General features: G+C 38.4%; 16 protein-coding genes, 3 tRNA genes and 2 rRNA genes. 10 read left to right on the top strand and 11 right to left on the bottom strand.

The features are described from left to right. Positions 1-122 precede the first annotated feature (122 nt). The 4 genes from AQ505_RS03735 (at position 123) to AQ505_RS26790 (ending at position 5,419) form a co-directional block, all read left to right on the top strand. Complete coding sequence (locus AQ505_RS03735) at positions 123-1,058, top strand: bifunctional riboflavin kinase/FAD synthetase (protein WP_062546935.1); 936 nt, start codon at positions 123-125, stop codon at positions 1,056-1,058. Between the two features lie 59 nt (positions 1,059-1,117). Further along, the gene (locus AQ505_RS03730) at positions 1,118-1,480 is read left to right on the top strand and encodes a hypothetical protein (protein ID WP_062546934.1); all 363 of its coding nucleotides are present in this window, start codon (positions 1,118-1,120) and stop codon (positions 1,478-1,480) included. A gap of 59 nt (positions 1,481-1,539) precedes the next feature. Next, positions 1,540-3,765 carry a cation:proton antiporter gene (locus AQ505_RS03725; protein ID WP_062546933.1) on the top strand — a complete coding sequence of 742 codons (2,226 nt, stop codon included), beginning with the start codon at positions 1,540-1,542 and terminating at the stop codon, positions 3,763-3,765. Positions 3,766-4,204: 439 nt separating this feature from the next. Next, positions 4,205-5,419, top strand: coding sequence for a DUF2157 domain-containing protein (locus AQ505_RS26790; protein ID WP_062546932.1), 1,215 nt, complete (start codon positions 4,205-4,207; stop codon positions 5,417-5,419). Positions 5,420-5,497: 78 nt separating this feature from the next. Here the strand turns inward: AQ505_RS26790 and AQ505_RS03715 are convergent, their stop codons facing one another. Further along, on the bottom strand, positions 5,498-6,082 hold the full coding sequence (locus AQ505_RS03715; protein ID WP_231635017.1) for a lysine transporter LysE: 585 nt from the start codon (positions 6,080-6,082) through the stop codon (positions 5,498-5,500). Positions 6,083-6,135: 53 nt separating this feature from the next. Continuing rightward, the gene (gene uvrA, locus AQ505_RS03710) at positions 6,136-8,937 is read right to left on the bottom strand and encodes an excinuclease ABC subunit UvrA (RefSeq protein ID WP_062546930.1); all 2,802 of its coding nucleotides are present in this window, start codon (positions 8,935-8,937) and stop codon (positions 6,136-6,138) included. A 257-nt stretch (positions 8,938-9,194) separates the two neighbouring features. On the opposite strand from uvrA, the gene AQ505_RS03705 reads away from it, so the two are divergent. From AQ505_RS03705 to recA, 4 genes are all read left to right on the top strand, one after another. After that, positions 9,195-9,770, top strand: coding sequence for an RNA polymerase sigma factor (locus AQ505_RS03705; RefSeq protein WP_062546929.1), 576 nt, complete (start codon positions 9,195-9,197; stop codon positions 9,768-9,770). Between the two features lie 222 nt (positions 9,771-9,992). After that, on the top strand, positions 9,993-10,184 hold the full coding sequence (locus AQ505_RS03700; protein WP_062546928.1) for a hypothetical protein: 192 nt from the start codon (positions 9,993-9,995) through the stop codon (positions 10,182-10,184). Between the two features lie 240 nt (positions 10,185-10,424). Beyond that, positions 10,425-11,093 carry an endonuclease III gene (nth, locus tag AQ505_RS03695; protein WP_062546927.1) on the top strand — a complete coding sequence of 223 codons (669 nt, stop codon included), beginning with the start codon at positions 10,425-10,427 and terminating at the stop codon, positions 11,091-11,093. Between the two features lie 131 nt (positions 11,094-11,224). Next, on the top strand, positions 11,225-12,247 hold the full coding sequence (gene recA, locus AQ505_RS03690; protein ID WP_062546926.1) for a recombinase RecA: 1,023 nt from the start codon (positions 11,225-11,227) through the stop codon (positions 12,245-12,247). A 101-nt stretch (positions 12,248-12,348) separates the two neighbouring features. On the opposite strand, the gene AQ505_RS26575 is transcribed toward recA, so the two are convergent. Further along, a complete protein-coding gene (locus tag AQ505_RS26575; RefSeq protein WP_062546925.1) occupies positions 12,349-12,531 on the bottom strand; it encodes a hypothetical protein in 183 nt (60 codons plus the stop codon). A 17-nt stretch (positions 12,532-12,548) separates the two neighbouring features. Continuing rightward, complete coding sequence (gene tsaD / locus AQ505_RS03680) at positions 12,549-13,550, bottom strand: tRNA (adenosine(37)-N6)-threonylcarbamoyltransferase complex transferase subunit TsaD (protein WP_062546924.1); 1,002 nt, start codon at positions 13,548-13,550, stop codon at positions 12,549-12,551. A 119-nt stretch (positions 13,551-13,669) separates the two neighbouring features. On the opposite strand from tsaD, the gene AQ505_RS03675 reads away from it, so the two are divergent. Then, positions 13,670-18,046: a translocation/assembly module TamB domain-containing protein gene (locus AQ505_RS03675; RefSeq protein ID WP_231635016.1), complete on the top strand. Its 4,377-nt coding sequence runs from the start codon at positions 13,670-13,672 to the stop codon at positions 18,044-18,046. A gap of 4 nt (positions 18,047-18,050) precedes the next feature. Here the strand turns inward: AQ505_RS03675 and AQ505_RS03670 are convergent, their stop codons facing one another. The 3 genes from AQ505_RS03670 to AQ505_RS03660 form a co-directional block, all read right to left on the bottom strand. Continuing rightward, positions 18,051-19,262 carry a bifunctional 3,4-dihydroxy-2-butanone-4-phosphate synthase/GTP cyclohydrolase II gene (locus AQ505_RS03670; protein WP_062546922.1) on the bottom strand — a complete coding sequence of 404 codons (1,212 nt, stop codon included), beginning with the start codon at positions 19,260-19,262 and terminating at the stop codon, positions 18,051-18,053. Positions 19,263-19,418: 156 nt separating this feature from the next. Further along, complete coding sequence (locus tag AQ505_RS03665) at positions 19,419-20,858, bottom strand: LptF/LptG family permease (protein ID WP_062546921.1); 1,440 nt, start codon at positions 20,856-20,858, stop codon at positions 19,419-19,421. A gap of 30 nt (positions 20,859-20,888) precedes the next feature. Next, complete coding sequence (locus AQ505_RS03660; RefSeq protein ID WP_062546920.1) at positions 20,889-21,269, bottom strand: START-like domain-containing protein; 381 nt, start codon at positions 21,267-21,269, stop codon at positions 20,889-20,891. Positions 21,270-21,375: 106 nt separating this feature from the next. On the opposite strand from AQ505_RS03660, the gene AQ505_RS03655 reads away from it, so the two are divergent. Then, a tRNA-Met gene (locus AQ505_RS03655) sits at positions 21,376-21,449 on the top strand. 1,396 nt (positions 21,450-22,845) lie between these two features. Here the strand turns inward: AQ505_RS03655 and rrf are convergent. From rrf to AQ505_RS03635, 4 genes are all read right to left on the bottom strand, one after another. Beyond that, positions 22,846-22,957 (bottom strand): 5S ribosomal RNA (rrf, locus tag AQ505_RS03650). A gap of 146 nt (positions 22,958-23,103) precedes the next feature. Beyond that, a 23S ribosomal RNA gene (locus AQ505_RS03645) occupies positions 23,104-25,983 on the bottom strand. A gap of 218 nt (positions 25,984-26,201) precedes the next feature. Further along, positions 26,202-26,275 (bottom strand) — tRNA-Ala (locus AQ505_RS03640). A 14-nt stretch (positions 26,276-26,289) separates the two neighbouring features. Then, positions 26,290-26,363, bottom strand: a tRNA-Ile gene (locus tag AQ505_RS03635). Between the last annotated feature and the right edge of the window lie 127 nt (positions 26,364-26,490).

The following is a 26,490-nucleotide window of genomic DNA, read 5'->3' as shown; positions in this document are numbered from 1 at the left end:
AGACACAGTCAAAAAGATGAAACGCCTTTATAAATAATAAGACCATAGTAAAAAACAACACCATAGTAAACCAGAACCACCAATTAAACCTGCAGCAAAAACAACAATCATAAAACAAGCTGATGAAAACATATCACCATCTTTCTGAGTTTAAAAAATTAGACAACGCCGTTGCCACTATAGGAACTTTCGACGGAGTACATTATGGACATCAGAAAATCATCAAAAGACTTTGTGAACTGGCAAAATCTACTGGTGGCGAGAGTGTAATACTGACCTTTTTTCCGCATCCAAGAATGATCATCGATCCTGAAAACCAGGATTTGAAACTGATCAACACGATAGAGGAGAAAATAAAGATTCTTTCGGAATTAGGCGTTGATCATTTGATCATCACTCCTTTTACCAGAGACTTTTCTAACCTTAGTCCTGCAGAATACATTAAAAACATTTTAGTGGACACCATAGGCATTAAACAGCTGATTGTAGGTTACGACCACCGCTTTGGGAAAGACCGTAAAGGGGGATTGCAGGAACTTGAAATGTTATCCAAACAATTCGACTATAAAATTGAAGAGATCGCAGAGCAGGATGTGGATGATGTAGGGGTAAGCTCTACGAAAATCAGAAAAGCATTGCTGAATGGTGAGGTAGCCTTGGCTGCAAATTATTTAGGCTATAATTTTTCTATCCATGGCCGGGTAATTAAAGGCGATAAAATCGGTAGAACGATTGGTTTTCCAACAGCAAACATCTTTCTCGAAGAGACTTATAAACTGATCCCTTCGGACGGAATTTACGCCGTAACTATTGACATGGGCACTGAATCTTATAAGGGAATGGCCTATATCGGGCAGCGCCCAACCATTAACGGCATGACCAGAAATATTGAAGTCAACATTTTCGATTTCAATAAAGAGATCTACGGTCAATATATTACGATGACTTTTCTCGAGTTTTTACGTCATGATGTGAAATTTACAGGTTTAGAGACGCTTAAAATTCAGCTCCATCAGGATAAATTAGCTACTTTGGCTTATTTCGAAAAAACGAAGTAACCCGCATTTAAAAGCCTTTTTACTCGGAAAAAAGGCTTTTTTTTGCTATATTTACGGCAATGAGGTTTTTATTATCTGCTATATTTTTATTTTTCAGCCAGGTAATTTCCTTGCAAACCGCACAAGGAAAAGGTGTTGATCAGGTGAGCCCTTATGTGAGCAAATCCAATTTCAGCACCAAGAAACACTATTTCAATCCACTTTCTAAGGCACGCACTTCTTTAAAAAAGGTCTTTTTTGAGGACATTTCCTATATCAGTCATCCGACACAAAAACAATCCTACACGCCTTGGTTCTTTCTAAGAAATGCGGATAAAACATTATATATTCCACTGGTCATTACCAGAACGTATCACGTATTTCAGAATTTTGGATATGCATATATTTTCAATTTTCTATATCCTAAACATGTTTTTTGGTAGCTAAATATTGTCGAAATCCCATCGATATTATTTTATAACTTTAAAAAAACACATTTTCTATGATACATTTACCCGTATTAATCACTGACTTAGGTTTAATACTTGCCGCAGCTGCGATCACTACTCTATTATTTAAAAAAATAAAACAGCCACTGGTACTGGGATACATCCTTGCCGGACTTCTGGTTGGCCCACATATTAATTTCATCCCTACCGTTACCGACAATGCCAGCATCACCATCTGGGCAGAAATCGGGGTGATCTTCTTGCTATTTAGCTTAGGACTGGAGTTCAGTTTCAAGAAACTGGTCAAGGTAGGCGGTTCCGCTTCCATTACTGCAATTGTGGAAGTCGTATTTATGCTCTTGATTGGTTTTGCCGCTGGTAAGGTGATGGGATGGTCTACGATGGACAGTATTTTTCTCGGAGGTATTCTTTCTGTTTCTTCTACAACGATCATTATCCGTGCATTTGAAGAGCTTGGCGTAAAACATAAGAAGTTCGCCGGACTAGTTTTCGGGGTACTGATTGTAGAAGATTTAGTGGCTATTTTGTTATTAGTATTATTGTCTACCCTAGCCGTCAGTCAGCAGTTTGCAGGTGCAGATATGCTGATCTCTATTCTAAAACTTAGTTTCTTCCTGATTTTATGGTTCATTGGTGGTATTTTCTTAGTGCCTACTTTCCTGAAAGCGACGAAGAAACTGATGAATGATGAGACGATGCTGATTGTCTCTATTGCCTTGTGTTTATTAATGGTATTACTGGCCGTTAAAGTTGGTTTCTCTCCTGCTCTTGGTGCTTTTATTATGGGTTCCATCCTGGCAGAAACCACTCAGGCAGAACGTATTGAGCACCTGACGAAGTCTGTAAAAGATCTTTTTGCAGCGATATTTTTCGTATCTGTAGGGATGATGATCGATCCAAGTATCCTGATCGATTATGCAGTACCAATTTTTGTGATTACCATCGCTACGATTTTAGGAAAGTTCCTGAGCTCTGGTATGGGAGCTTTACTTTCCGGTCAGCCTTTAAAAACTTCTGTGCAAACAGGTTTAAGTTTAGCACAAATCGGGGAGTTTTCATTTATTATCGCCACACTTGGCTTAACACTTAAAGTAACCAGTGATTTCCTATACCCTATCGCGGTAGCAGTCTCTGCAATCACTACTTTTACCACGCCTTATTTAATCCAGGCTTCTGAACCTTTTTACAATTTCCTGGAGCGTACGCTGCCTAAAAAATGGGTGGAAGCGATCAATAGATACAGTTCAAGTACCGCTGGTATTACCACCATGAGCGACTGGAAAGTACTTTTGAAATCTTATACTTTTAATACAATTATTCACTCAGTGATCATAATTGCCATTGTTTTCCTGGGTTCAAAATACCTGCAGCCTTTTATTACAGAAAACATCATCAACGGTCATAATGGAATTATCATCAGTTTAATCCTGACATTGATCCTCATGACCCCATTCTTATGGGCATTGGCGATTAGAAAAATAGAGAAAAAAGCCTATTCTCATTTATGGCTGAATAAGAAATATACACGTGGCCCATTGGTAGCTTTAGAGGTGCTGAGAATTTCATTGGCGCTATTCTTTGTTGGCTTCCTGATCTATCAATTTTATAGCAATTGGATTGCTGTAGTGGTGGCCATTGCACTGATCATTCTAGGTATGTTCATCTTCTCCAGAAAGCTGCAAGGATTCTATAATAAAATGGAAAGCAGGTTCCTGTTGAACCTGAATGCTCGTGAAAAACAAAATGAACAGCCAGAAATTTTGCCTTGGGATACCCACCTTGCAGAATTGGTGGTGGCTCCAGAATCAGAATTGGTTGGAAAAACATTGATCGACTTGTCGATAAGAGAAAAATATGGGATCAATATTGCCTTGATTGAACGTGGAAAAATTATGATTCCAACGCCAGCAAGGGACGAAAGATTATATCCGAATGATAAGGTATTGGTAATTGGTACGGATGACCAGCTGGCCGCTATTAAACCATTATTTGAAGGTGTAAAAGAGGAATTGCTGGAAGAATCTCATTTCCCTAAAAAGGATATGACATTACAAAAAATTGTCATTAACAGCAGTTCTCCAGTCTATGGACAAAGTATCCGCAGTTCTGGAATCCGTGAAAAAACCCAGGGACTGGTTGTCGGCGTAGAACGAAAAGGAGAAAGAATATTAAATCCGGATTCTAATTTGGTATTCGAAAATGAAGATATCGTATGGATTGTTGGTAACAGCAAGAAGGTACCAGAATTGTTCAGTTAACCAGAAATCTATACCAGGATATAGCAATTATGATTTTGCTGCCTGTGCTGCAAAGTGTTTGTAACGATTTATAGAGTCCCCGGACCTGCATTCTACAGCTGTCAAATTCAGCTTGTATAGCCCAGAAGTTTAGAGTAGCCCCCAAAATTTAAATATTTTTTGGGGGCTTTTTTATTTTAAAGGCATTGAAAACAACAGTTAATAAAGGGATCCATAACCTGTTAGACAGTAAGATCGATGGAGCGATCAGTAGATAGAATTCTATCATTCAATGCAGCAGGAAACCTATACCAGTATTAGGATGTTTATATTTTTATTGCGTGATGATACGAATAAAACAGTTTTCCTTAAAAAGGAATTAATCGAGATCATTATACGATAAATCATATATATAAGCTTAATTTAGGACCATGCTTTTAAAAATCATACCTACATTTTAATGAAACTAGACGCTGAGAAAAGTGAATTTTTAGAGGAGATGCTCGAACATTGGCAGGAACAAAAATTATTGAGTCCGGCACAGGTCGAAAAGCTACGCAGCAGTTATGAGACAAAGCATTTTGATTGGAGAAGGTTAGCTCAATATTCTTTTTGGATTGCAATGGCTTGTGGGGTTATCTCCCTTGGTGCATTATTGGTAGACAATAAAGTGCTCAAATATCTGGAAAGCTTGTATCAGACTTCTGATGGTGTGATCAGTTTGCTTTCTGCAATTGCTGCAGGCTATTTGTATTACCTAAGTTTCAAAAGAAAAAAAACAAAGTCGCAGGAAGTATTTAGCAATGAAGCATTGGTCTTTACTGCCGTGATGCTCACCGCCAATGCCATCGCGTATTTAGGAAAAGCGATTCATGCCGGCGGCACACACTTTTCATTGTTACTCCTCATTGCAGTATTCATTTATGGTATTCTCGCCTATATTTTCCAATCCAGACTGATCTGGGCATTTGCCTTGATTTCTCTAGGCGCCTGGTTTGGGACGGAAAGCGGTTACTTATCCAGAGGAAACTGGTACTTTATAGGCATGAATTACCCCTTACGCTTTGTCTGCTTTGGCTTTGTACTCACCGCCTCATCGTTCTTGATGAAAGGTTCTTCTGCCCACATTAAAAGCTTTTCCTTATTTCGCAAAAGAACACTTTCAGGAACGACTCCATCAGAAAGCACAGCGACTGCAGAGAACAGGTCATTGGAAACAGCAGTATTGCCTGAAGCTACAAAAGTAGGAGAATCCCTTCCTAAAAAAGAAGCATCAGCTATCAATCCCTCAGCCAGAAGCCTGGGCCACTTTTTCCAGATCACTTACATTATAGGTATGATGTATCTTTTCTTCTCATTATGGCTGCTTTCTGTATTTGGAAATTTCGGCACATTAGAGGAGTGGTATGGCGTAAGACAGCTGAGCTTATTCTATTGGGCCATAGTTTCTGCATCAGCTTGCGTCATCAGTATATTTATCGGCTTAAAATACAGAGATGACATTGCAAGGGAATTCGGTATTACATTTCTTTTCATCAATCTTTATACCCGCTATTTCGAATATTTCTGGGACAGCTGGCATAAGGCAGTTTTCTTTTGCGTGCTTGCAGCATCTTTCTGGATCATCGGAAGAAAAGCGGAAAAGATATGGAACCTTGAATTTCTTAAGCAGTAAAGAAGCTGATCCCTTTCTCTAAACCCAATAATTAAGATTTGAAGAATACCCTATTGGCTTCAAATGAAAGATTCATTTCTATTTTTTGAAGCCATAGATATAGATGATTTTTACAATGTGATAAGCAGATAATGCAAAAAACAACAAGGCAATACCTTTGTTCACTACATAACTGCTTAACGTAAATTTCTCCTGTATATACTGTGCAAAACGCGCAAAACCATATAATGCTAAAGCAGCACCGATCCCTGATCCTATACTAAAAACCGTTAAAGAAAGGTAACCAATGTCGATCCACTCTTTAGAAATCAGATAAGTTCCAACAAATAACCAATATGGAATTTGCATAGGATTTACTACCCCAAGCAGCATTCCATATTTAATACTGTCTTTTTTTGAATAGTCGGCCTTCGGCATCTCCTTTCTTGATCTCCAGGTAATCACTCCCAAAATCCCAAACATGAAGACCATCACCACGTCAATAATACTGCCCAATTGAATCTCACTGGAAAGCCATTGTACAAATCTCATCACCCCAAAAGTGAACAGTATCTCTATTGCGGAAAAAGCGCCAATAAAATAAAGTGCCTGTCTGATTCCTCGGGTAATCGTAATCTGAACTACTGTCAGGTTGATATTTCCCGGAGGAATGTATCCAACCATATTCAAAATTATCCCTAAAAAGAGTGTTAAAAATAGCATGCGCGAAGATACAATTATTTCATGTGTGCTGATAAATACTTCGCAGTATATGATGAATTAGCGGATACCAAATCTTCTGGCGTACCTTCAAAAACAACATGACCACCTTTATCGCCACCTTCCGGACCAATGTCAATGATCCAATCCGCAGATTTAATCATGTCCATATTGTGCTCTATCACCAGAATTGTATTTCCTTGTTCAATCAAAGTATTCAAAGCGATCAGCAGTTTCTTGATATCGTGGAAATGCAAACCAGTTGTTGGCTCATCAAAGATGAATAAGGTCTTGTTTGCATTGTTTCCTTTGATCAAAAATGAAGCAAGTTTGATGCGCTGGGCTTCTCCACCAGATAAGGTATTTGAAGACTGACCAAGGTGTACATAACCTAGGCCAACATCTACTAATGGCTGTAGTTTAGTTAAAATTTTTGGTTCACCCTTGAAAAATCCAACGGCTTCATCAATGGTCATATCCAGGATATCCGCAACATTTTTATCATTATAAGTGATGTCGAGTACCTGTTGCTTAAACCTTCTTCCGCCACAAGCTTCGCAAGGAAGATAAATGTCGGCCATGAATTGCATTTCAATTTTCACTTCCCCTTCCCCCTGACAAACATCACAGCGTCCGCCTTCCACGTTGAAGGAGAATGCCGCAGGCTTTAAGCCGGCAGCTTTTGAAGCAGGTAAAGCTGAAAACAATGCCCTTACATCATCCCAGGCCTTTACATAGGTTACAGGATTGGATCTGGATGATCTGCCAATTGGATTCTGATCTACCATTTCTACCTGACTCACCAATTCATAATCCCCGTAAATGCCATCATAAGCACCGGTTTGCTCACCAGCATAGTTACCTATCGCCTTTTGTAAAGCAGGATATAAGATCTTTTTGATTAAACTGGTTTTTCCACTTCCAGAAACACCAGTCACTACAGTGAAAACACCTAAAGGAAATTTCACATCAATATTTTTCAGGTTGTTTTCCCTGGCACCTTTAATCAGCACATGGTCTTTCCATGTCCTTCTCATCGTAGGAATTGCAATCTTTTCGGCTCCGGAAAGGTAACGTCCGGTAAGGCTGTTTTTATCTTTTATAATTTCTTTATAAGTCCCGCTGAATACGAGGTGACCACCATGAGTTCCCGCTTCAGGGCCTATATCTATAATATGGTCTGCAGCCTTCATCATTTCCTCTTCATGCTCGACCACCAAAACCGTATTCCCAACGTTTCTCAAAGAGATGAGTACTTCAATCAGTTTATTGGTGTCTCTTGGGTGTAAACCGATACTTGGCTCATCCAAAACATAAATAGAACCCACCAAACTACTTCCTAAGGAAGTGGCCAGGTTAATTCTTTGCGATTCTCCACCCGATAAGGTGTTAGATAAGCGGTTTAAGGTCAGATAGCCCAACCCTACGTTATTTAAGAACAGTACGCGACTACTAATTTCGGCCAATAGTCGCTTTGCAATTTTTGTATCATTATCAGATAGCTTCAAATGATTGAAAAAATTAAGGATAGTTTCCAAAGGCATCAAAACCACATCAATAATTGACTTGCCGTTGATCTTCACATAGGAAGCATCCTTGCGTAATCTTGAGCCCTTACAATCGGGACAAACGGTTTTTCCACGATACCTGGACAGCATTACCCGGTATTGAATTTTAAACGTCTGCTCTTCCAATTCTTTGAAAAAGGCATCTAATCCAGCAAAATACTTATTCCCAGTCCAGATCAACCTTTGCTGCACTTCAGTAAGCTCGTTAAATGGACGGTGGATAGGAAAGTTAAATTTATCTGCGTTCTTAATGAGCTTATTCAGCCATTCGCGCATTTTTTCTCCTCGCCATGGGGCGATTGCATTATCATATAAGCTTTTACTCTTGTCAGGAATCACGAGATCTTCGTCAATTCCAATTACATTTCCGTAGCCTTCACATTTTTTACAAGCACCATAAGGGTTGTTGAAACTGAAGAAATTAGGCGTTGGTTCATCGAAACGAATGCCATCCAGTTCAAAACGGTCACAGAAATGATTCGATTTACCATCATGTTCTACGTATAGATCACCTTTTCCTTCAAAAAAGCCTGTTTGCACAGAATCCGCCACACGGCTTAAGGTTTCCTCATCTGTATTCACCACAATCCGATCGATCAGAATTCTCACGGTATCGGCATCCGACAGTTCAAAATCTTCAAATGAAGTATCCTCAAGAATGCCTTCTATTTTCAAAATCTCTCCTTTATAAAAGATTCTAAGAAAACCTTTTTGCAGTAATACCGCCAATTCTTCTTTAATAGACCTGTTGTTGTGCGGAAATAATGGGCAAAAAATCGTGACTACACTTTCCGGCTCCAATCCAGAGATAAAATCCACCACTGTGCTCACCGTATCTTTTTTCACGATTTCGCCCGATACCGGTGAAAAGGTTTTGCCTATTCTGGAAAACAATAGCTTCAGGTAGTCGTAAATTTCTGTAGAAGTACCTACTGTAGACCTCGGATTTGAAGTGATCACCTTTTGCTCAATCGCAATTGCTGGTGCGATCCCTTTAATATAATCTACATCCGGTTTGTTCATTCTACCCATAAATTGGCGGGCATAAGAGGAAAGACTTTCTACATAACGTCTTTGACCTTCGGCATATAGCGTATCAAAAGCCAGGGATGACTTCCCTGAACCTGACATTCCGGTGATGACCACTAGTTTGTTTTTAGGGATTGCAACGTCTATATTCTTCAGATTATGGACTCTGGCACCCTTTATAATGATATGTTGATGTGGATCTTTATCGATTTCGTTATTCATTGAATATGGATAGAATAGTGCTAAGATAACCCAAAAAAAGCAATATTGCCATTTTTGAGCTCATGCAAAAATAAGGCCTTCGATCCGGTTTTAATTTTTTTTAACAGTTTTTCTATTGGATTCTGATAAAAAATTGGTTCTTTTGGGGAACTAACAGACAAACTAAACCACTAACTAACAGGAGAAAGATATCGATTAAAACATCTACTAAGTATTTTATAGCAATTAGCAGGGAACTTATTAGTACGGATACTCCTATGAAATTAGAATTATATAGTGATCAGGACTTGGTGAAGTCATATCTTACCGGTGAGGAATCGGTTTTAGAAGAGCTTCTCAAAAGACACAAGTCGAAAATATACACCTCCATCTATCTTTTAGTAAAAGATCAATACCTCGCAGAGGATATTTTTCAGGATGCTTTTATAAAGGTGATCAATACGCTTAGATCTGGTCGATACAATGAAGAAGGTAAATTCTTACCTTGGGTAATGAGAATTGCGCATAACTTAGTGATCGATTATTTTAGACGTGAAAAACGTGCACCTATCATTACTAGCGCCGACGGTACAGACATCTTTAACTTACTTCAGATTCATGAAGAAAGTGCTGAAGAAAAGATGCTGAGAGAACAAACACATTTTGACCTTCGCGCAATGATTCATTTATTGCCGGATGATCAGAAAGAAGTGCTCATTATGCGCCATTATGCCGATCTGAGTTTTAAAGAAATTGCAGAACTTACAGACGTAAGCATTAATACCGCCTTGGGAAGGATGCGCTATGCTTTGAGTAATCTAAGAAAAATGATGAAAGTGAAAGAAATTTCCTGATAAATCCATATTAAAGATCGTTTACTCTCATTTGATAATTGTTGATATTACAGGTCGAATGAGTTGTAATTCGCCCTTTAAATCAGCAATACTCCCCTTCTGAAAAATCGAGGTAATGCGCCGGAAAAGATGCAACAAACTAGTTACATAAAATGTAGTTTAGGTTAAAATAAATGTAAAACAATAACGTTTATATTAGTGAACGAACATTTATTGTTGCTTATGATGGAAACTTTTACTTCTTTTAACCAGTTAAATTGCTCAGTGCAAAAGCAGGAAAAACCTGCTGCAGATGTAGTTATAGAACTCGATACGATGTTCTATGACCAAATTAGGCCCCAACTGGATGGCTTAAGGAAAAATCCTTCCGATGAAACCATCGCGAAAATTTTAGCCTACTCCAGAGCCAAGTAATTTAAAAACGAATTGAAGCTGCCAGATTTACTGGCAGCTTTTTCATTTTAAATGTTTTACTGCTTATTTTCAACTCATTAGCAGTTTTTTCTATATTCCTTCAGCATTTCCACCTATTCTGGAGGAAGGACAGCCAGACGATTTTGAATAGTACATCATCTGTAAGCCAGTATTTATAGTTTGCTATTTTTTCCTGTAGATTTATGAATCCTTCCTAAGTTCTTCTCATTATATTTGCGCATGCTCAAAAAAGACCGGTACAAACTTTTTGTCGAACACTTTGCAGCCAAACAGCCAGATGCTGAAACGGAATTGCATTACAATAATCCATACCAATTATTAGTGGCCGTAATTCTTTCTGCTCAATGCACGGATAAACGAATCAATCAGGTAACACCTGCACTTTTTCAACGTTTTCCAAATGCAAAAGCCTTGTCTGAGGTTACTCCAGATATCGTTTTTGATTACATTAGAAGTGTGAGTTACCCGAATAACAAGGCAAAACACCTGGTAGGAATGGCCCAAATGTTATTAAATGATTTTAATAATGTGGTTCCTTCTGATATTGACCAATTACAAAAGATGCCGGGTGTAGGTCGAAAAACGGCAAACGTAATCGCATCTGTCATTTACAATGCTCCTGCAATGGCTGTAGATACCCATGTGTATAGAGTTTCCAGGAGAATCGGCCTCTCAGCAGGAAAAACGCCGCTCGCTGTAGAAAAAGACCTGGTAAAGCACCTACCTGAGCACACCATTCATGTGGCTCACCACTGGCTAATTTTACATGGAAGGTATGTTTGCCTGGCCAGATCCCCGAAATGCAGCATTTGTGAGATCACCAATATTTGTAAATATTTTCAACAAAATAATAAAAAAACTAAAATAATTAGCGACACACTGGCTTGATCAAATAATAATTATTTTATTTCTTGCTTTACATTAAACAATCGTTATCTTTGCTAAGATAATTAGCATGTAAGTAAGGTTATTTGTTCTTCCAACGGTAATATTTTATCTTACTCCCAGAATTTAACAATATGAGCGTAAACGCAGACAAATTAAAAGCATTACAACTTACTTTAGATAAGTTAGAGAAGTCTTATGGTAAGGGTACCGTAATGAAATTAGGCGACAATGCTGTAGAGCCTATTGAATCTATTTCCACAGGATCTATCAGTTTAGACATTGCTTTAGGCATTGGTGGTGTTCCAAAAGGAAGAGTAATAGAAATATACGGTCCTGAATCGTCTGGTAAAACAACTTTAGCAACGCATATTATTGCAGAAGCGCAGAAAAAGGGTGGAATTGCAGCTTTTATCGATGCAGAACATGCATTTGATAAAAATTATGCAAAGAAATTAGGCGTTGATGTAGATAACCTATTGATTTCTCAACCAGACAATGGCGAGCAGGCTTTAGAGATCGCTGATAACCTGATCAGATCAGGAGCTATTGATGTCATTGTAATTGACTCTGTTGCGGCATTGGTACCAAAGGCAGAGATTGAAGGCGAAATGGGTGATTCTAAAATGGGATTACAAGCACGTTTAATGTCACAGGCATTGCGTAAACTAACCGGAACGATTGCAAAAACAGGATGTTGCTGTATTTTCATCAACCAATTACGTGAAAAAATTGGTGTGATGTTCGGTAACCCGGAAACTACTACTGGTGGTAATGCATTAAAATTCTATGCATCAGTACGTTTAGATATCCGTAGAACTTCTCAAATTAAAGATTCTGATGAAGTTTCTGGAAATAGAGTAAAAGTAAAAATTGTAAAAAATAAAGTTGCTCCGCCTTTCAGGATTGCTGAATTCGACATTATGTTCGGAGAAGGTATTTCTAAAGTAGGTGAAATTATCGACTTAGGTGTTGATTTTAATATCATTAAAAAAGCAGGTTCTTGGTTCTCCTATGGAGAAACGAAACTTGGTCAGGGAAGAGATGCGGTAAAACAATTGTTATTGGATAACCCTGAATTATCTGAAGAAATTGAAGCAAAAATCAGAGCAGAAGTAACCGGTGATAAACTGGAAGAACTTCCTGCACAAGCATAATGCTGAATGCCTAATGGGCGTAACATAAAAAAAGGGGTGATCAATTGATCACCCCTTTTTTTATGTTTATCTTCTGGATCCATTAAATGAATCTTGATGGACTACTGAAGTTTCATGTATTTTGCATCAACATAAATAGCCACAATAATGGCTACAATAATTGCAGCTAGCAAAACAGCTAAACCAAGGTAATTTTTCTGTTTATCCTGTTTTATCAACCAAATGATAAAAATGATGAAGGGAATCAGCATTAAGCCGAAAAAAATAAAACTCGTAGCACTCATAATTAGCTGTTCTTATATTAAAAATTCATTCTGGATAATGGCGCAGTATCCTGTCCCACAAAATCCGCATTTAAGTATTTCTGATAACCCGCAATAGCAATCATTGCTGCATTATCCGTGCAATATTCGAAAGCTGGAATATAAACATTCCAACCTAAGTCCATAGCTGTTTTTTCCAATCCATCACGTAAGCCACTATTTGCAGAAACCCCACCAGCAATTGCAATTTCCTTAATTCCATATTGTTGAGCAGCCTTCTTCAATTTGTTCAACAAAATATGAACAATACTATATTGAACTGAAGCGCAAATATCATCTAAATGTTCCGATATAAAGTCAGGGTTTTCCTTTTCTTGCTTTCGGATGAAATATAAGATAGACGTTTTTAAACCGCTAAAACTAAAATCCAGCTCTTTAATCTGAGGTTCTGGAAATTTAAATGCCAGAGGATTTCCTGATTTCGCATGCCGATCAATCAATGGTCCACCAGGATATGGAAGGTTTAAAATTTTTGCAGTTTTATCAAACGCTTCTCCTGCGGCATCATCAAGTGTCTCCCCCACAATTTCCATATCAAAATAATCCTTTACCAACACAATCTGAGTGTGACCGCCAGAAACTGTCAGACATAAAAAAGGAAAAGCAGGTTTTGGATCATCAATAAAGTGAGCCAAAATATGTGCATGCATATGATTTACGGCAATTAGTGGTAAATTTAACGCCAAAGCGAACGATTTAGCAAATGAAACTCCGACTAATAATGAGCCTAATAAGCCAGGTCCACGGGTAAAAGCGACAGCATTTAGCTCCTTTTTGTCTACATTAGCATTAATTAAGGCTTGCTGTATAACAGGGACAATATTTTGTTGATGCACCCTTGAAGCAAGTTCAGGGATTACACCACCATAATTTTCATGAATTGTTTGGTTTGCAATAACATTGGCAGTAATTTTGCCGTTGTTACAAATAGCAACCGAAGTTTCATCACAAGAAGATTCTATAGCGAGGATTATTGGCACAATGATTATTATTATTAAGCTACAAAACTATTAAAAAACTATTAAAAATACTTCTTTGGTTTGTTGCATCAGTGTTATTACTAGTTGCGATTCTATTATTCGCGCTTCAATTCAAGCCTGTGCAGACTTTTGTCGCAAAAAAAGCAGCTGATTATTTATCTAAAGAACTAAATACAACCATATCCTTATCGGGAATTTACATCAAACCATTTAAATCCCTTGTTCTGGAGAACTTACTGGTACTCGATCAACAAAAGGATACACTGTTAAACACCCCCAAATTTTTAGTTGATCTAAACCAGCTTTCTCTCAAAAAAAGAATTGTAGATGTCAATACCGTACAACTAAATAACGGCGCGTTTTTCCTCAAAACTTATAAAGACGGAACCACAAATCTAGATTTCATCATCGATTACTTTGACTCCGGGGCACCTACCGTAAAAAAGAAGCAGCCTTTCAAAGTAACTTTCGATCGTGTTATCCTGAATAATTTTGGTTTCAGGTACAAAAACTATAAATACGATACCGTAATAAGAGGTATTAATTTTGAAGATGTCCAGCTCAGTAATTTGAATGGTATTCTTGAAAAATTAAACACTACAGACCACATTCTCCAAGCAAATATCAAAAATCTGACATTCAAGGAAAAAAGTGGCTTCTATCTTAAAAACTTAACCACATTCGCTACAGTAGATTCTAATAAAATAGAGTTGGAACGTTTGTTACTGGAAACCAATCATTCCAGGTTAAAGGATTACTTTAAAATGAGCTTTAGCCGGTACAGAGACTTCAGAGACTATGTGAACAAAGTAAGAATGAAAGCCAGTTTTAAGGATAGTCATATTGCTTCCCGAGATGTATCCTATTTTACTTCTGAACTAGATCAAATGAATTTAGAACTAGACGTAGATGGACAAATTACAGGTCTGGTCAAAAATCTTCGTGCAAAAAAACTAGCGATTAAAGCAGGAAAAGCGACACACATTAAGGGAGATTTTACCCTTAAAGGGTTGCCAGTTCTTAAGGAGACCTTTATGGACCTTAAAATCGAGATGGCAGGAACCAATAAAAAAGATCTGGACGATTTACTCAGTAGTGTAACGGGAAAAAAAGCGAAGAAAATCCCTGAAATCATTTCCAAATTTGGTAACGTAAATTTTAATGGTTCCTTTACTGGCTTCCAAAATGATTTTATCGCCTATGGCGAGTTTAAAACAAAAATTGGCCGCCTGGTCTCTGATGTCAATATGAAAATTGATAAACAAGGAGTTCCTTCCTATTCGGGCAATGTAAAAACCTATGATTTTAATTTAGGCGACCTGATCAATGAAAAAAGCTTGGGAAAAATTACAGCAGCGTTAAACATCAAAGGCAGAGGAACAGAGATCAAAAATCTTACCGAACGATTGGATGGAGATATTGAGTACATTGATTTTAATAATTACAGGTATAGAAATATCGAAATAGATGGAACTTTTGAGAAAAAGTATTTTGATGGCAGTCTGAAAGTAGATGACAAAAATCTTAAGATGGTCTTTGATGGAGGAGTAAATTTAAATGGAAAACTTCCAGAGTTTAATTTTAAAGCCAACATTAAAAATGCCAGACTAAAAGCACTGAAGCTCTACAAAGATTCACTTCAGATTGATGCGATATTCAGCACCAATTTTACAGGAAATAATTTAGATAATATTCAGGGAAATCTTCTTTTACAACACGTTCAGCTTAATAATGTTAAAGGCATATACCATATCGATTCAATCCAGTTGAGTGCTAGTGGAATGGGTAAAGATAGAAGCTTAACTGTCAATTCAGATATCTTAGATGCAAGTATTAAGGGTCAGTACGATCTAAATACACTTCCATCCTATTATAAAGCGCTCGCAAAAACATATATTCCATCATTAAAAGCAGACATCGTCAATTATAAAGATCAGATCTTCAAATTTGACCTTAAAATCAAAAAATTTGAACCCGTTGCACAGCTCTTGGTACCAGGTCTGGAAATAGAAGATCAGGCTGTTTTTCTTGGAAATTTTGACTCACAAAAAAATGTGGCAACTATCAATGGGTTTGTAAAAAAGCTAAAGTATAAAGGTATAGTAGTCAATAATATCATTGTAGATGAAAACACCTCTACAAATCAGTTACAGGCTATTATCACCTCAGATCGTGTAGACCTGAATGATAGTTTGTATATAAAAAATGTGAATATTTCGAATATTCTTAGAAATGATAGCTTAAGCCTGAATGTCAAACTCGCAAATGCGGACGATGCCAACTCACTGGATTTAAACGGACTGGTTGAATTTGCGACAGACACAATAGGTCGTATCACGATCTTACCCTCTATTTTGAAAATAAACAATGAGGATTGGAAAATTCAAGAGAAAGTTAGAATCAGTTTCCATGATGGAAAAACTCAAATTAGTAATTTTGACCTTAGTAACGGACCGCAATTATTAACTATAGATGGTATTCTATCAAATGACCCCACAGACCTACTCAAGGTTGGTTTTAACCAGTTTGACCTTAAAACAATAAATCCATTTGTAAAAACCCTGGGAGTTAAGCTCGCAGGAAAATTAAACGGTGAAACAAAACTCTATCACGTTTTAAAATCTCCGAAAATATCAGATCATATCACTATTGATTCCCTTAACTTTAATGACACTTATATTGGACGTCTCACGGATACTTCATCTTTTCATCAAGCGGAGAATGTAGCGAACATCTATACTAGTATCATGAGTCGCGATAAAGAGACCTTAAAAGCAAGGGGGAGCCTTGATCTGGAGAAGAAAGAGATAGATCTCCATATTAAGTTGGATGAAACTGAAATGGCCGTATTAGAACCCTTTGTGAAAAAGCTTGTTTCAAAATTAAAAGGTAATATTTCTGCAGATCTCGCCGTTAAAGGTCCATTCGAAAAGCCAGCTATCAACGGAGAAGTATCATTTGATAAAGGGAAAATGACGATCAATTATCTGCAAACGGCCTATACATTAAATGATCAGGTTACCATCGACAATAGTGTGATTAAAGTGCATAATTTAAAGCTTTTAGATGTAGATAATAATCAGGCTATTGCCAACGGTACTGTAGATTTAAACAACCTCGATAACCCTACCATTGACGCCGTTATCAAAGCGACGAACTTCATGGCTTTAAATACCACAGAAAAAGATAATCCTGTTTATTATGGTCAGGCTTACGGTACAGGAACTTTCATTTTCAAAGGCCCAACTAATCGCATGTACATCGATATTGACGCCAAAACAGAAAAAGGAACCGTATTTAATTTACCGTTGAATAGCTCTGAAACAGTTTCTAGCAAGGATTTCATCACCTTTGTAAGTAAAGACACTACCAAAATTGTAAAAAAACAAAACAGTTTTGATGGACTTACCATGAATTTAAAACTGGATGTAGACCCTAATAGTGTCGCAAATATTTTCACCAGTTTAGGTAATCTAAGCGGACGAGGAAATGCAACCGACCTGACTTTAAAAATCAATAGCCAGGGTGATTTTGACATGTCAGGAGATTACATCATTGAAAATGGTAGTTTCGATTTTACGGCTCAGGAAGTCATTAATAAAAAATTCAGCATAAGACAAGGTGGTACTATTCGCTGGACTGGCAACCCAACTATGGCTCAAATACAATTGAAAGCCATTTATTCTCTTAGAACAAGTTTAAGAGACCTATATACTGCCGCGAATAGAGATGGTAATAATAAGGATGAGCGTGTGCTAACGGAAGTAGAAATGGGTTTATCAGGCCTATTATTAAAGCCTGATATCAAACTGGATATCTTCTTTCCATCCAATCCGGCTATTAAAGAAGAAATGCAAGCTTATTTCAATGACTCAAACAACCTCAATCTACAAGCTCTGAGCTTAATTATTAGAAGAAGTTTTGCTCCAGGAACAGGAAATGAAGACTTAGGAAAACAGCTAACCAGTGGAGTAACCAGTACAGCCACGGAATTATTATTTAATCAACTTAACAATGTACTCTCTTCTTTGAATCTAGACTTTGTTGATTTTAATGTGCGCTCATTAACTGAAGCAAATGCTTCCTTCAGATTGTTTAATGATCGCGTGGTCCTAAATGCAGGTATAGTAAACAGAGGAAGCACCAACGATTTGTCATTAAATGGATTTTCCAGAAACAATGTAGGAGGCGAGGTCGAAATTCTTGGTTTAATCAAAAAAGACGGAACTCTGGTTGGAAAATTATCCAATAAACCTCCAACGCAGCAAACGATCTTTACAACTTCAGGGATCAATCAAAACAATAATGTAACTGCATTGGGGCTAGTTTATACACAGCAGTTTGATAGTTTTAGAGAGTTTTTGAAAAAAATCACTGGACAATACAAAAGAGACCAAAAGAAAAAAGCCCAGCATGGGGAAACCCCAAAAACCAGGCAATTAATTAATAAAGAGGCTATTCTTAATGAACAGCAAAAAAATAATCCTAAAAAATAGTTGATTATCCTTTCATAATCTGATGTCCCATTTTATCACGTTTGGTTCTCAGATATTGCTCATTATGTATATTACTTTCAATTTCTATCGAAATATTCTCTAAAATTTCTAATCCATATCCAGTCAGCCCGGCACGTTTTGTAGGATTATTCGACATCAATCTCATCTTTGAAATACCTTGAGCTCTTAGTATCTGTGCCCCAACTCCATAATCTCTCTCATCCCCTTTAAAACCTAATTTTATATTAGCTTCTACAGTGTCAAATCCTGCATCCTGAAGATTGTATGATCTTAATTTATTAACCAGACCAATACCTCTTCCTTCCTGGTTCATATATACGATTAGTCCTTTACCTTCCTTATCAATCATTTCCATTGCTTTATGCAGCTGAGGGCCGCAATCACAGCGGCAAGAGCCAAAGATATCTCCGGTAACGCATGAGCTATGGACTCTCACCATAACAGGTTCATCCGCTGTCCACTCCCCTTTACTTATTGCTAAATGAGTGGCACCAGTATCTAATTGTGTATAAGCTGTCATCTTGAAGTCTCCCCATTGAGTAGGAAGATTAACTGTTACCTCTTCTTGAATTAAACTTTCTTTACTCAATCTATAAGCAATAAGATCTTTTATTGAGATGATTTTGAGGTTATGCTGAGCAGCAATCTTTACAAGATCAGGGAGTCTAGCCATCTCGCCATCCTCCTTCATAATTTCTACTAAAACTCCAGCTGGCTCCATGCCGGCCAATCTAGCCAAATCAACTGATGCTTCAGTATGACCTGACCTTCTCAATACTCCGCCATCTTTGGATCTCAGAGGAAAAATATGCCCGGGTTTACCTAATTCATCAGGATTTGTATTTGGGTTGATCAATGCCTGAATCGTCTTTGATCTATCTGATGCAGAAATCCCAGTGGTACAGCCATAGCCAATTAAATCAACAGACACTGTGAAATTTGTCTCATAAGCAGCCGTATTTTTGCCTACCATCAGTTCCAAACCAAGTTCGTCACATCTCTCTTCTGTTAAAGCAGCACATATTAATCCTCTTCCATGGGTCGCCATAAAGTTAATTACTTCGGGAGTTGCATTTGCAGCAGCAGTCAGGAAGTCTCCCTCATTTTCTCTGTCTTCATCATCAACAACAATAACCACTTTACCAGCTTGTATTTCAGCAATAGCTTCTTCTATTGCATTAAGTTTGATTTCCATTTTTTGAAATATATCTATGTACAAACACTAAGATTAGCTGCTTGTTTAACTATTAAGATTAAGTACAAAGTTACAACCTTCCTATTCAATATCCTTCGCTAAAATATCATAAATAAGTAATGAATATCCGCCAGTATAATTTATAGTTAGCTTAGGTTATACCTTAGATTTTGATCGCTGTTTTTTCTTTTTAAAAAGACCTGTTATCGATTGTTTAATCGCATTAATATCAAATAAGGCAGAATCAACAGTCGCTTTATAGGTCAGAAATGCCCCTACAGGAGATAATATAATAATAGCGAGCCAAGGTCCGAAGAAAGGAGCTAATGTGCCTGTTATCGCAGATTTCTCAGCTACTGTAGCGATGATATGATAAATTAAAAAGAATACGATTGCCATCACCACTGGCAAGCCTAGCCCTCCCTTTCTAATAATTGCACCCAATGGCGCACCAATGAAAAACAAGAGCAGACATGACACCGCCAAAGTGAATTTCTTTTGATACTCAATCTCCACTTTTATAATATTACGGACCTTATCCGAATGATCAGCTAATCTAGCTGATACAGTTTCCTTAATAGTCTTAGCTTGATCTACTGCAGACTGAATAGACCTTAATCGATCTCCAACCGGTAAACCCCTCAAAACAGGGCCTGTAATCTTCTTTTCAGCCGTGTTGACCTTAGTGTACCCTTTCACATAGTTATTCTGTTTAAAGTAACTAGCGACAGTCATACCAGCAAATTTATTGACGCTATCTAATTCTTTTGTTAAAGAATCCCGTTTTTTGACTAATCCTTTTAGATTGAGCATTTGGGTATTATTTCTAAAACCTTGCTCATCTGTACGATTCATTTTAAAACTAGATATATCAAATTTTTGATCTGTTTCTTTGAATCGCATTCGGGTGAATTGTTGCCTTGGGTTATAAGAAGTATTTTCACCACTTGACTCTTCATACCTCACACCATTCTTTAACTTTAAAAGAAGATTCTTATCATCACTAGCCATTTTCCCTTCTTTCGCGATGATGATTTTTGCTATTCCACTATTACTCGTATGGTCATAGATCATTACGCCTTCTAGAGTAACACCATCCTCACCCTTTTTATCTACTCTTATGGAATATCCTGGAATACTATTATTGAATACCCCCTCCTTAATTAGAAAAGATAATTTCTTGTTTCGTATATCCCACAATAGAGAGCCAAACTTTAAATTGGCCTTTGGCAACATCACGTCAGAAAATAAGAAAGAACCAATGGCTATAAATACAATTAATACCAATAAAGGCATCATTGCCTTTTGAAGTGATACTCCTGCAGACTTTATAGCAACCAGCTCATAGTTCTCACCTAGTGTTCCAAAAGTCATTATAGACGACAATAGGATCGAAAGTGGAAGTGCCATTGAAACATTAGCAGCTGATGCATAGTACATCAGCTCTAGAATTACATACCATTCAAAGCCCTTTCCAATTAAATCATCGACGTACTTAAATAAAAAGAACATCAATAATATAAACATCACAATAAAAAATGTGACGAAAAAAGGCCTAATAAATGCTTTGAGCAGAAGTAAATGAATCTTTTTCAATATGCAAAGGTAAACAAAGCAACTGAAAAATTATGCTCCAAGCACACTATGTAAATAGGTTATCTGGTTATCCCATATTAAGGTGCGTTCTGCAAGTGTATCTTCAGTAGCAAAGTCTGTAATAGAAAGTGCAACATCGTTCGTTAATTCGTCTTGAACGATTTCCATTTCAAAATAACAATGCGGTTCATCATCAAGCCATTTAAATTTCACCAATTTATTCTCTTTAATACTTAAAAGCTTCGCTTTTTGTACTTCATCATCCCATGTAAATGTATAAACTTGGTCACGGAAAATTACATCGTCGGCAAACCACTGAGACAAGCCATTTGGCTCGCTAATAAAGCTAAACAAAATTCGTGGGGATGATCTCAATTCATATTCTAACGTAAACTTTTTCTTTTCTGACATCGATGGATCCTTACATTCTGAACTAATGGACAATTTTTTTTTTATTTATTTCTAAAGGAAAGTATTTTTTTCTATATTTGCAACTCTTTAGAAAAGAAGATCGCCCGGCGGGGTAGCTCAGATGGTTAGAGCGCAGGATTCATAACCCTGAGGTCGGCAGTTCGATCCTGCTCCCCGCTACCGTTAAAAGCTCACAGAAATGTGAGCTTTTTTGCGTTTAAAGCGGTTTATTATCAGTTATTTACGAAAACGCCCATTGCAATTTCAATAGGTTTTTGCTCAAAAAAACGATTTATTTTACGCTAAAAATAGCCAATAACTATCGTCAAATAAAGCTAAAACACTTCAAAAAAACACCCTATTTACTTAAACCAAAAAAACAAAACCTGAGCGTTTTCAGGACGGAATTAGACACTTAAATCTAAAATTGAAAATTATTTTTGATCGTTATGACCAGAAAAATACCATAATTAACAAAATATTGTATAATATATAGATTGATTTCAATAAATTTTTAATTTCAATCAAAAATATTTGATTCTTTTTTTAGTTCAAAAAATCGGACCATCAAGACAGAATCTGGTGAAATATTCAACATTCAAATTAATAATTAAATAGCAATAACAATAAGGTAAATTTCCAGAAAATAAATACAAATCTAATCCCCAACAGAAATATGTAGTAAAATCAGCTAGTAAAAACCACAATAAATGCAAACAATATCACTGATGAACACTCAAAATAGTTTTCGTAAATTATAACACAAATCACAAAATAGGTTAAGCCGACCTGGTCAATAATCGAAAGCGCTTATGATTAAATGCCTGGACCTTATCTTTTGTTTGAATAGATTCAGTCAAGTTTTAGTGCTTTGTAGGCAATTAACAATCTACTTTGTCACTCTAACATCAGGAAAAACCTTTACATGCCCTCAGTTCTCTCCTATTGACTAATACTGCTCTAAAATCGAATTAGCCCCTAATTTCAGTTATGCATAATTCAATAGGAATGTTGTTAATAATCCATTAGGGGAGATATTTGCAATAAGCTTCATTTTTCAATATTCTATCTCTTGAATTCCTATTAATTAAAATAAATCTTCGTAATTCATAACAGAACTTCAGCCACTACTACCATTTAAAATTTCCTATTTGGCTTATATTAAAGATCAGTTCCTTACAGGTATGCTAAGTTCTTAACAAAAAGAATCGAGATTGAACCAATTTCCTTATACCTTGAGATTACTACTTCAGTAAAAAATGAATAACTTATAGAAATACTATAACAATCGATTGAATAAAGCTCAATATAAAGATGATGGCTAATAGACAGAATAGAGATCGTTAGCATTCAGAATAACAGCTTCTGAGCAGTATCTCATATAAATACACACAATGGATCTCTAAGGCATAAATTGATTATTAACTAAAGTTAGAACGAATATAGGCTAAAGACCAAAACAGAGTTACTGTTTAAATTAATTTGTGGCATCGCAACTATACAGCTTACTGAACCCTTTCAGAAAAAAAGGCGGTATACAAGAAAAGCCTGTAGTTTCCTACAGGCTTCCTTTAAGATTTGGCACCGACCTACTCTCCCACGTGTTACCGCAGTACCATCGGCTCTGGCGGGCTTGACTTCTCTGTTCGGAATGGGAAGAGGTAGACACCGCCGATATAGGCACCTAAATATTTTTATTGTTTGCTTTTCCGTATCAGGTATCCTTAGCAAAAGCTATCGGTATTCCCATATACACGAACCATATCCTATGGCCCACAAACAGTGACATATTATTGAAAGAAGTTATTATGAAGAACAAACAACAGTTTATTGCTCTTGAAAGCTTCGGATGATTAGTATTACTCGACTTTGATGTCACCACCTTTACATCTGTAACCTATCAACGTAGTAGTCTGCTACGGTCCTATATGGAATTCTCATCTCGTGGCTAGTTTCGCACTTAGATGCTTTCAGCGCTTATCTATTCCCAACGTAGCTACTCTGCAATGCCCCTGGCGGAACAACAGATTCACTAGAGGTTAGTCCAACCCGGTCCTCTCGTACTAAGGTCAGCCCCACTCAAAATTCCTACGCCCACAACAGATAGGGACCGAACTGTCTCGCGACGTTCTGAACCCAGCTCGCGTGCCACTTTAATCGGCGAACAGCCGAACCCTTGGGACCTTCTCCAGCCCCAGGATGTGACGAGCCGACATCGAGGTGCCAAACCTCCCCGTCGATATGAGCTCTTGGGGGAGATCAGCCTGTTATCCCCAGCGTACCTTTTATCCTTTGAGCGATGGCCCTTCCATGCAGAACCACCGGATCACTATATCCGTCTTTCGACCCTGCTCGGCTTGTCTGCCTCACAGTCAAGCAAGCTTATGCTATTGCACTCCTCATACGGTTACCAAGCGTATTGAGCTTACCTTTGAAAGCCTCCGTTACCTTTTTGGAGGCGACCACCCCAGTCAAACTACCCATCAAACAATGTCCCCCCCGAAAGGGGTTAGACACCGAATACAAAAAGGGTGGTATTTCAACGTTGACTCCACAACACCTAGCGATGCCGCTTCACAGTCTCCCACCTATCCTACACATCTTGTATCCAATGTCAATGTTAAATTGTAGTGAAGGTGCATGGGGTCTTTCCGTCCCGTTGCGGGTACCCGGCGTCTTCACCGGGACCACAATTTCACCGAGCTCATGGCTGAGACAGCGCCCAGATCGTTACACCATTCGTGCAGGTCGGAACTTACCCGACAAGGAATTTCGCTACCTTAGGACCGTTATAGTTACGGCCGCCGTTTACTGGGGCTTCGATTCAATGCTTCTCCTTTAACAGATGACATCCCCTCTTAACCTTCCAGCACCGGGCAGGTGTCAGGCCTTATACTTCATCTTTCGATTTTGCAAAGCCATGTGTTTTTGTTAAACAGTCGCCTGGGCCTTTTCACTGCGGCTGATATTGCTACCAGCGCCCCTTCTCCCGAAGTTACAGGGCCATTTTGCCGAGTTCCTTAGCCATGATTCACTCGAGCACCTTAGAATTCTCTTCCCGGATACCTGTGTCGGTTTGCGGTACGGGTTTTTATAACCTGAAGCTTAGCGGTTTTTCTTGGAAGTCTGATTACCTGCGCTATCTACGCCCCCGAAGGTTTGCAGTACTATCGGGTTTCAGCTAGGTCTGCGGATTTGCCTACAGTCCTAATACCTACGCCCTTTAACGATCTATTCCGTCAGATCGCGGCAGTGTCACTACTCCGTCCCCACATCGCAGTTATAAAAAGTACTGGAATATTAACCAGTTGTCCATCGAATTTCCCCTTCGGGTTCTCCTTAGGCCCCGACTAACCCTGATCCGATTAGCGTTGATCAGGAAACCTTATCCTTTCGGTGGGCGGGTTTCTCTCCCGCCTTATCGTTACTTATGCCTACATTTGCTTTTCCAGAAGCTCCACCACAACTTACGTCATAACTTCGCTGCCGCTGGAATGCTCCCCTACCGTAATATTAATATTACCCATAGCTTCGGTGTATAGTTTAATGCCCGTTTATTATCCATGCCCGATCGCTCGACTAGTGAGCTGTTACGCACTCTTTAAATGAATGGCTGCTTCCAAGCCAACATCCTAGCTGTCTATGCAATCGGACCTCGTTAGTTCAACTTAACTATAACTTGGGGACCTTAGCTGATGGTCTGGGTTCTTTCCCTCTCGGCCCGTGACCTTAGCACCCCGGGCCTCACTGCAGTGTATATTATATAGCATTCGGAGTTTGTCTGGATTTGGTAGGATTTGACTCCCCCGCACCCAATCAGTAGCTCTACCTCTATATAACTTAACCACCACGCTGTTCCTAAAAACATTTCGGGGAGTACGAGCTATTTCCCAGTTTGATTAGCCTTTCACCCCTACCCACAGATCATCCGGAAACTTTTCAACGTTTATCGGTTCGGTCCTCCAGTACGTGTTACCGCACCTTCAACCTGTCCATGGGTAGATCACAAGGTTTCGCGTCTACCTCCCCTGACTATACGCCCTATTCAGACTCGCTTTCGCTGCGGCTGCGTGTCTTAAACACTTAACCTTGCCAGAGAAGAGTAACTCGTAGGCTCATTATGCAAAAGGCACGCCGTCACGCCACCTGGACGCTCCGACCGCTTGTAAGCACACAGTTTCAGGTTCTATTTCACTCCCCTGTTCGGGGTTCTTTTCACCTTTCCCTCACGGTACTGGTTCACTATCGGTCTCTCAGGAGTATTTAGCCTTACCGGATGGTGCCGGCAGATTCCCACAAGGCGTCTCCGACCTCGCGGTACTCAGGATACTACTAGACTAATGTTACTTACGTGTACGAGGCTCTCACTCTATATTGCCAGGCTTCCCATCCTGTTCCACTTCATTTCATTAATGCCATATCGTAGTCCTACAACCCCAGCTATGCCGTAACATAACTGGTTTGGGCTCTTTCCCGTTCGCTCGCCACTACTTAGGAAATCATTATTATTTTCTCTTCCTCTGCTTACTTAGATGTTTCAGTTCGGCAGGTTTGCGTACATTGTACGACTAGTCTTCAACTAGCCAGGTTTCCCCATTCGGAAATCTCCGGATTAATTCATATTTGCTAATACCCGAAGCTTATCGCAGCTTATCACGTCCTTCATCGCCTCTGAGAGCCAAGGCATCCCCTGTGTGCTCTTATTTACTTTCTTCTCTCCATAGCCTTTTGCGCCTATGGAAATGCTTTTTTTGATTGTCGTTATCTTCTTAGTTTGTCGTAATTGCTTACTTCATCCCTCCAAGCTAACAACGTCTCTATTGTTGTTTGCTCTTCTTTATTAACTTCTTCCAATATGTCAAAGAACTTTAGTTCCCCTAATTGCCTGCTGGCAATTATATTTATGGCCTCTCGTATTTAGACCGGGTAATGTGGAGAATAACGGAGTCGAACCGTTGACCTCCTGCGTGCAAGGCAGGCGCTCTAGCCAGCTGAGCTAATCCCCCTTAGAGTATATATGTAGTCCCGAGCAGATTTGAACTGCTGACCCCTACATTATCAGTGTAGTGCTCTAACCAACTGAGCTACGGGACTAGGTTAAATTCAGCTTCGGTAATTGTTCTGAGGTGTCTCATTCACAATCCCTGTAGCCTCATCCACTCCCTCGCTTAGTCAGAAACACTTATGATGCTTCATTCTATGGGTTTTTCTTTTGAGATTT

Source organism: Pedobacter sp. PACM 27299 (assembly GCF_001412655.1).
GTDB lineage: Bacteria > Bacteroidota > Bacteroidia > Sphingobacteriales > Sphingobacteriaceae > Pedobacter.
The sequence above is the reverse complement of the archived record's forward strand: the minus strand, read 5'-3'. Positions and strand labels throughout refer to the sequence as shown.

Coding starts and splice junctions, on each gene's coding strand:
- AQ505_RS03735 (WP_062546935.1), top strand. CDS start 123: ATGAAAACATATCACCATCTTTCTGAGTTTAAAAAATTAGACAACGCC.
- AQ505_RS26790 (WP_062546932.1), top strand. CDS start 4,205: ATGAAACTAGACGCTGAGAAAAGTGAATTTTTAGAGGAGATGCTCGAA.
- uvrA (WP_062546930.1), bottom strand. CDS start 8,937: ATGAATAACGAAATCGATAAAGATCCACATCAACATATCATTATAAAG.
- nth (WP_062546927.1), top strand. CDS start 10,425: ATGCTCAAAAAAGACCGGTACAAACTTTTTGTCGAACACTTTGCAGCC.
- AQ505_RS26575 (WP_062546925.1), bottom strand. CDS start 12,531: ATGAGTGCTACGAGTTTTATTTTTTTCGGCTTAATGCTGATTCCCTTC.
- recA (WP_062546926.1), top strand. CDS start 11,225: ATGAGCGTAAACGCAGACAAATTAAAAGCATTACAACTTACTTTAGAT.
- AQ505_RS03730 (WP_062546934.1), top strand. CDS start 1,118: ATGAGGTTTTTATTATCTGCTATATTTTTATTTTTCAGCCAGGTAATT.
- AQ505_RS03715 (WP_231635017.1), bottom strand. CDS start 6,082: ATGGTTGGATACATTCCTCCGGGAAATATCAACCTGACAGTAGTTCAG.
- AQ505_RS03670 (WP_062546922.1), bottom strand. CDS start 19,262: ATGGAAATCAAACTTAATGCAATAGAAGAAGCTATTGCTGAAATACAA.
- AQ505_RS03725 (WP_062546933.1), top strand. CDS start 1,540: ATGATACATTTACCCGTATTAATCACTGACTTAGGTTTAATACTTGCC.
- AQ505_RS03705 (WP_062546929.1), top strand. CDS start 9,195: ATGAAATTAGAATTATATAGTGATCAGGACTTGGTGAAGTCATATCTT.
- AQ505_RS03660 (WP_062546920.1), bottom strand. CDS start 21,269: ATGTCAGAAAAGAAAAAGTTTACGTTAGAATATGAATTGAGATCATCC.
- AQ505_RS03700 (WP_062546928.1), top strand. CDS start 9,993: ATGATGGAAACTTTTACTTCTTTTAACCAGTTAAATTGCTCAGTGCAA.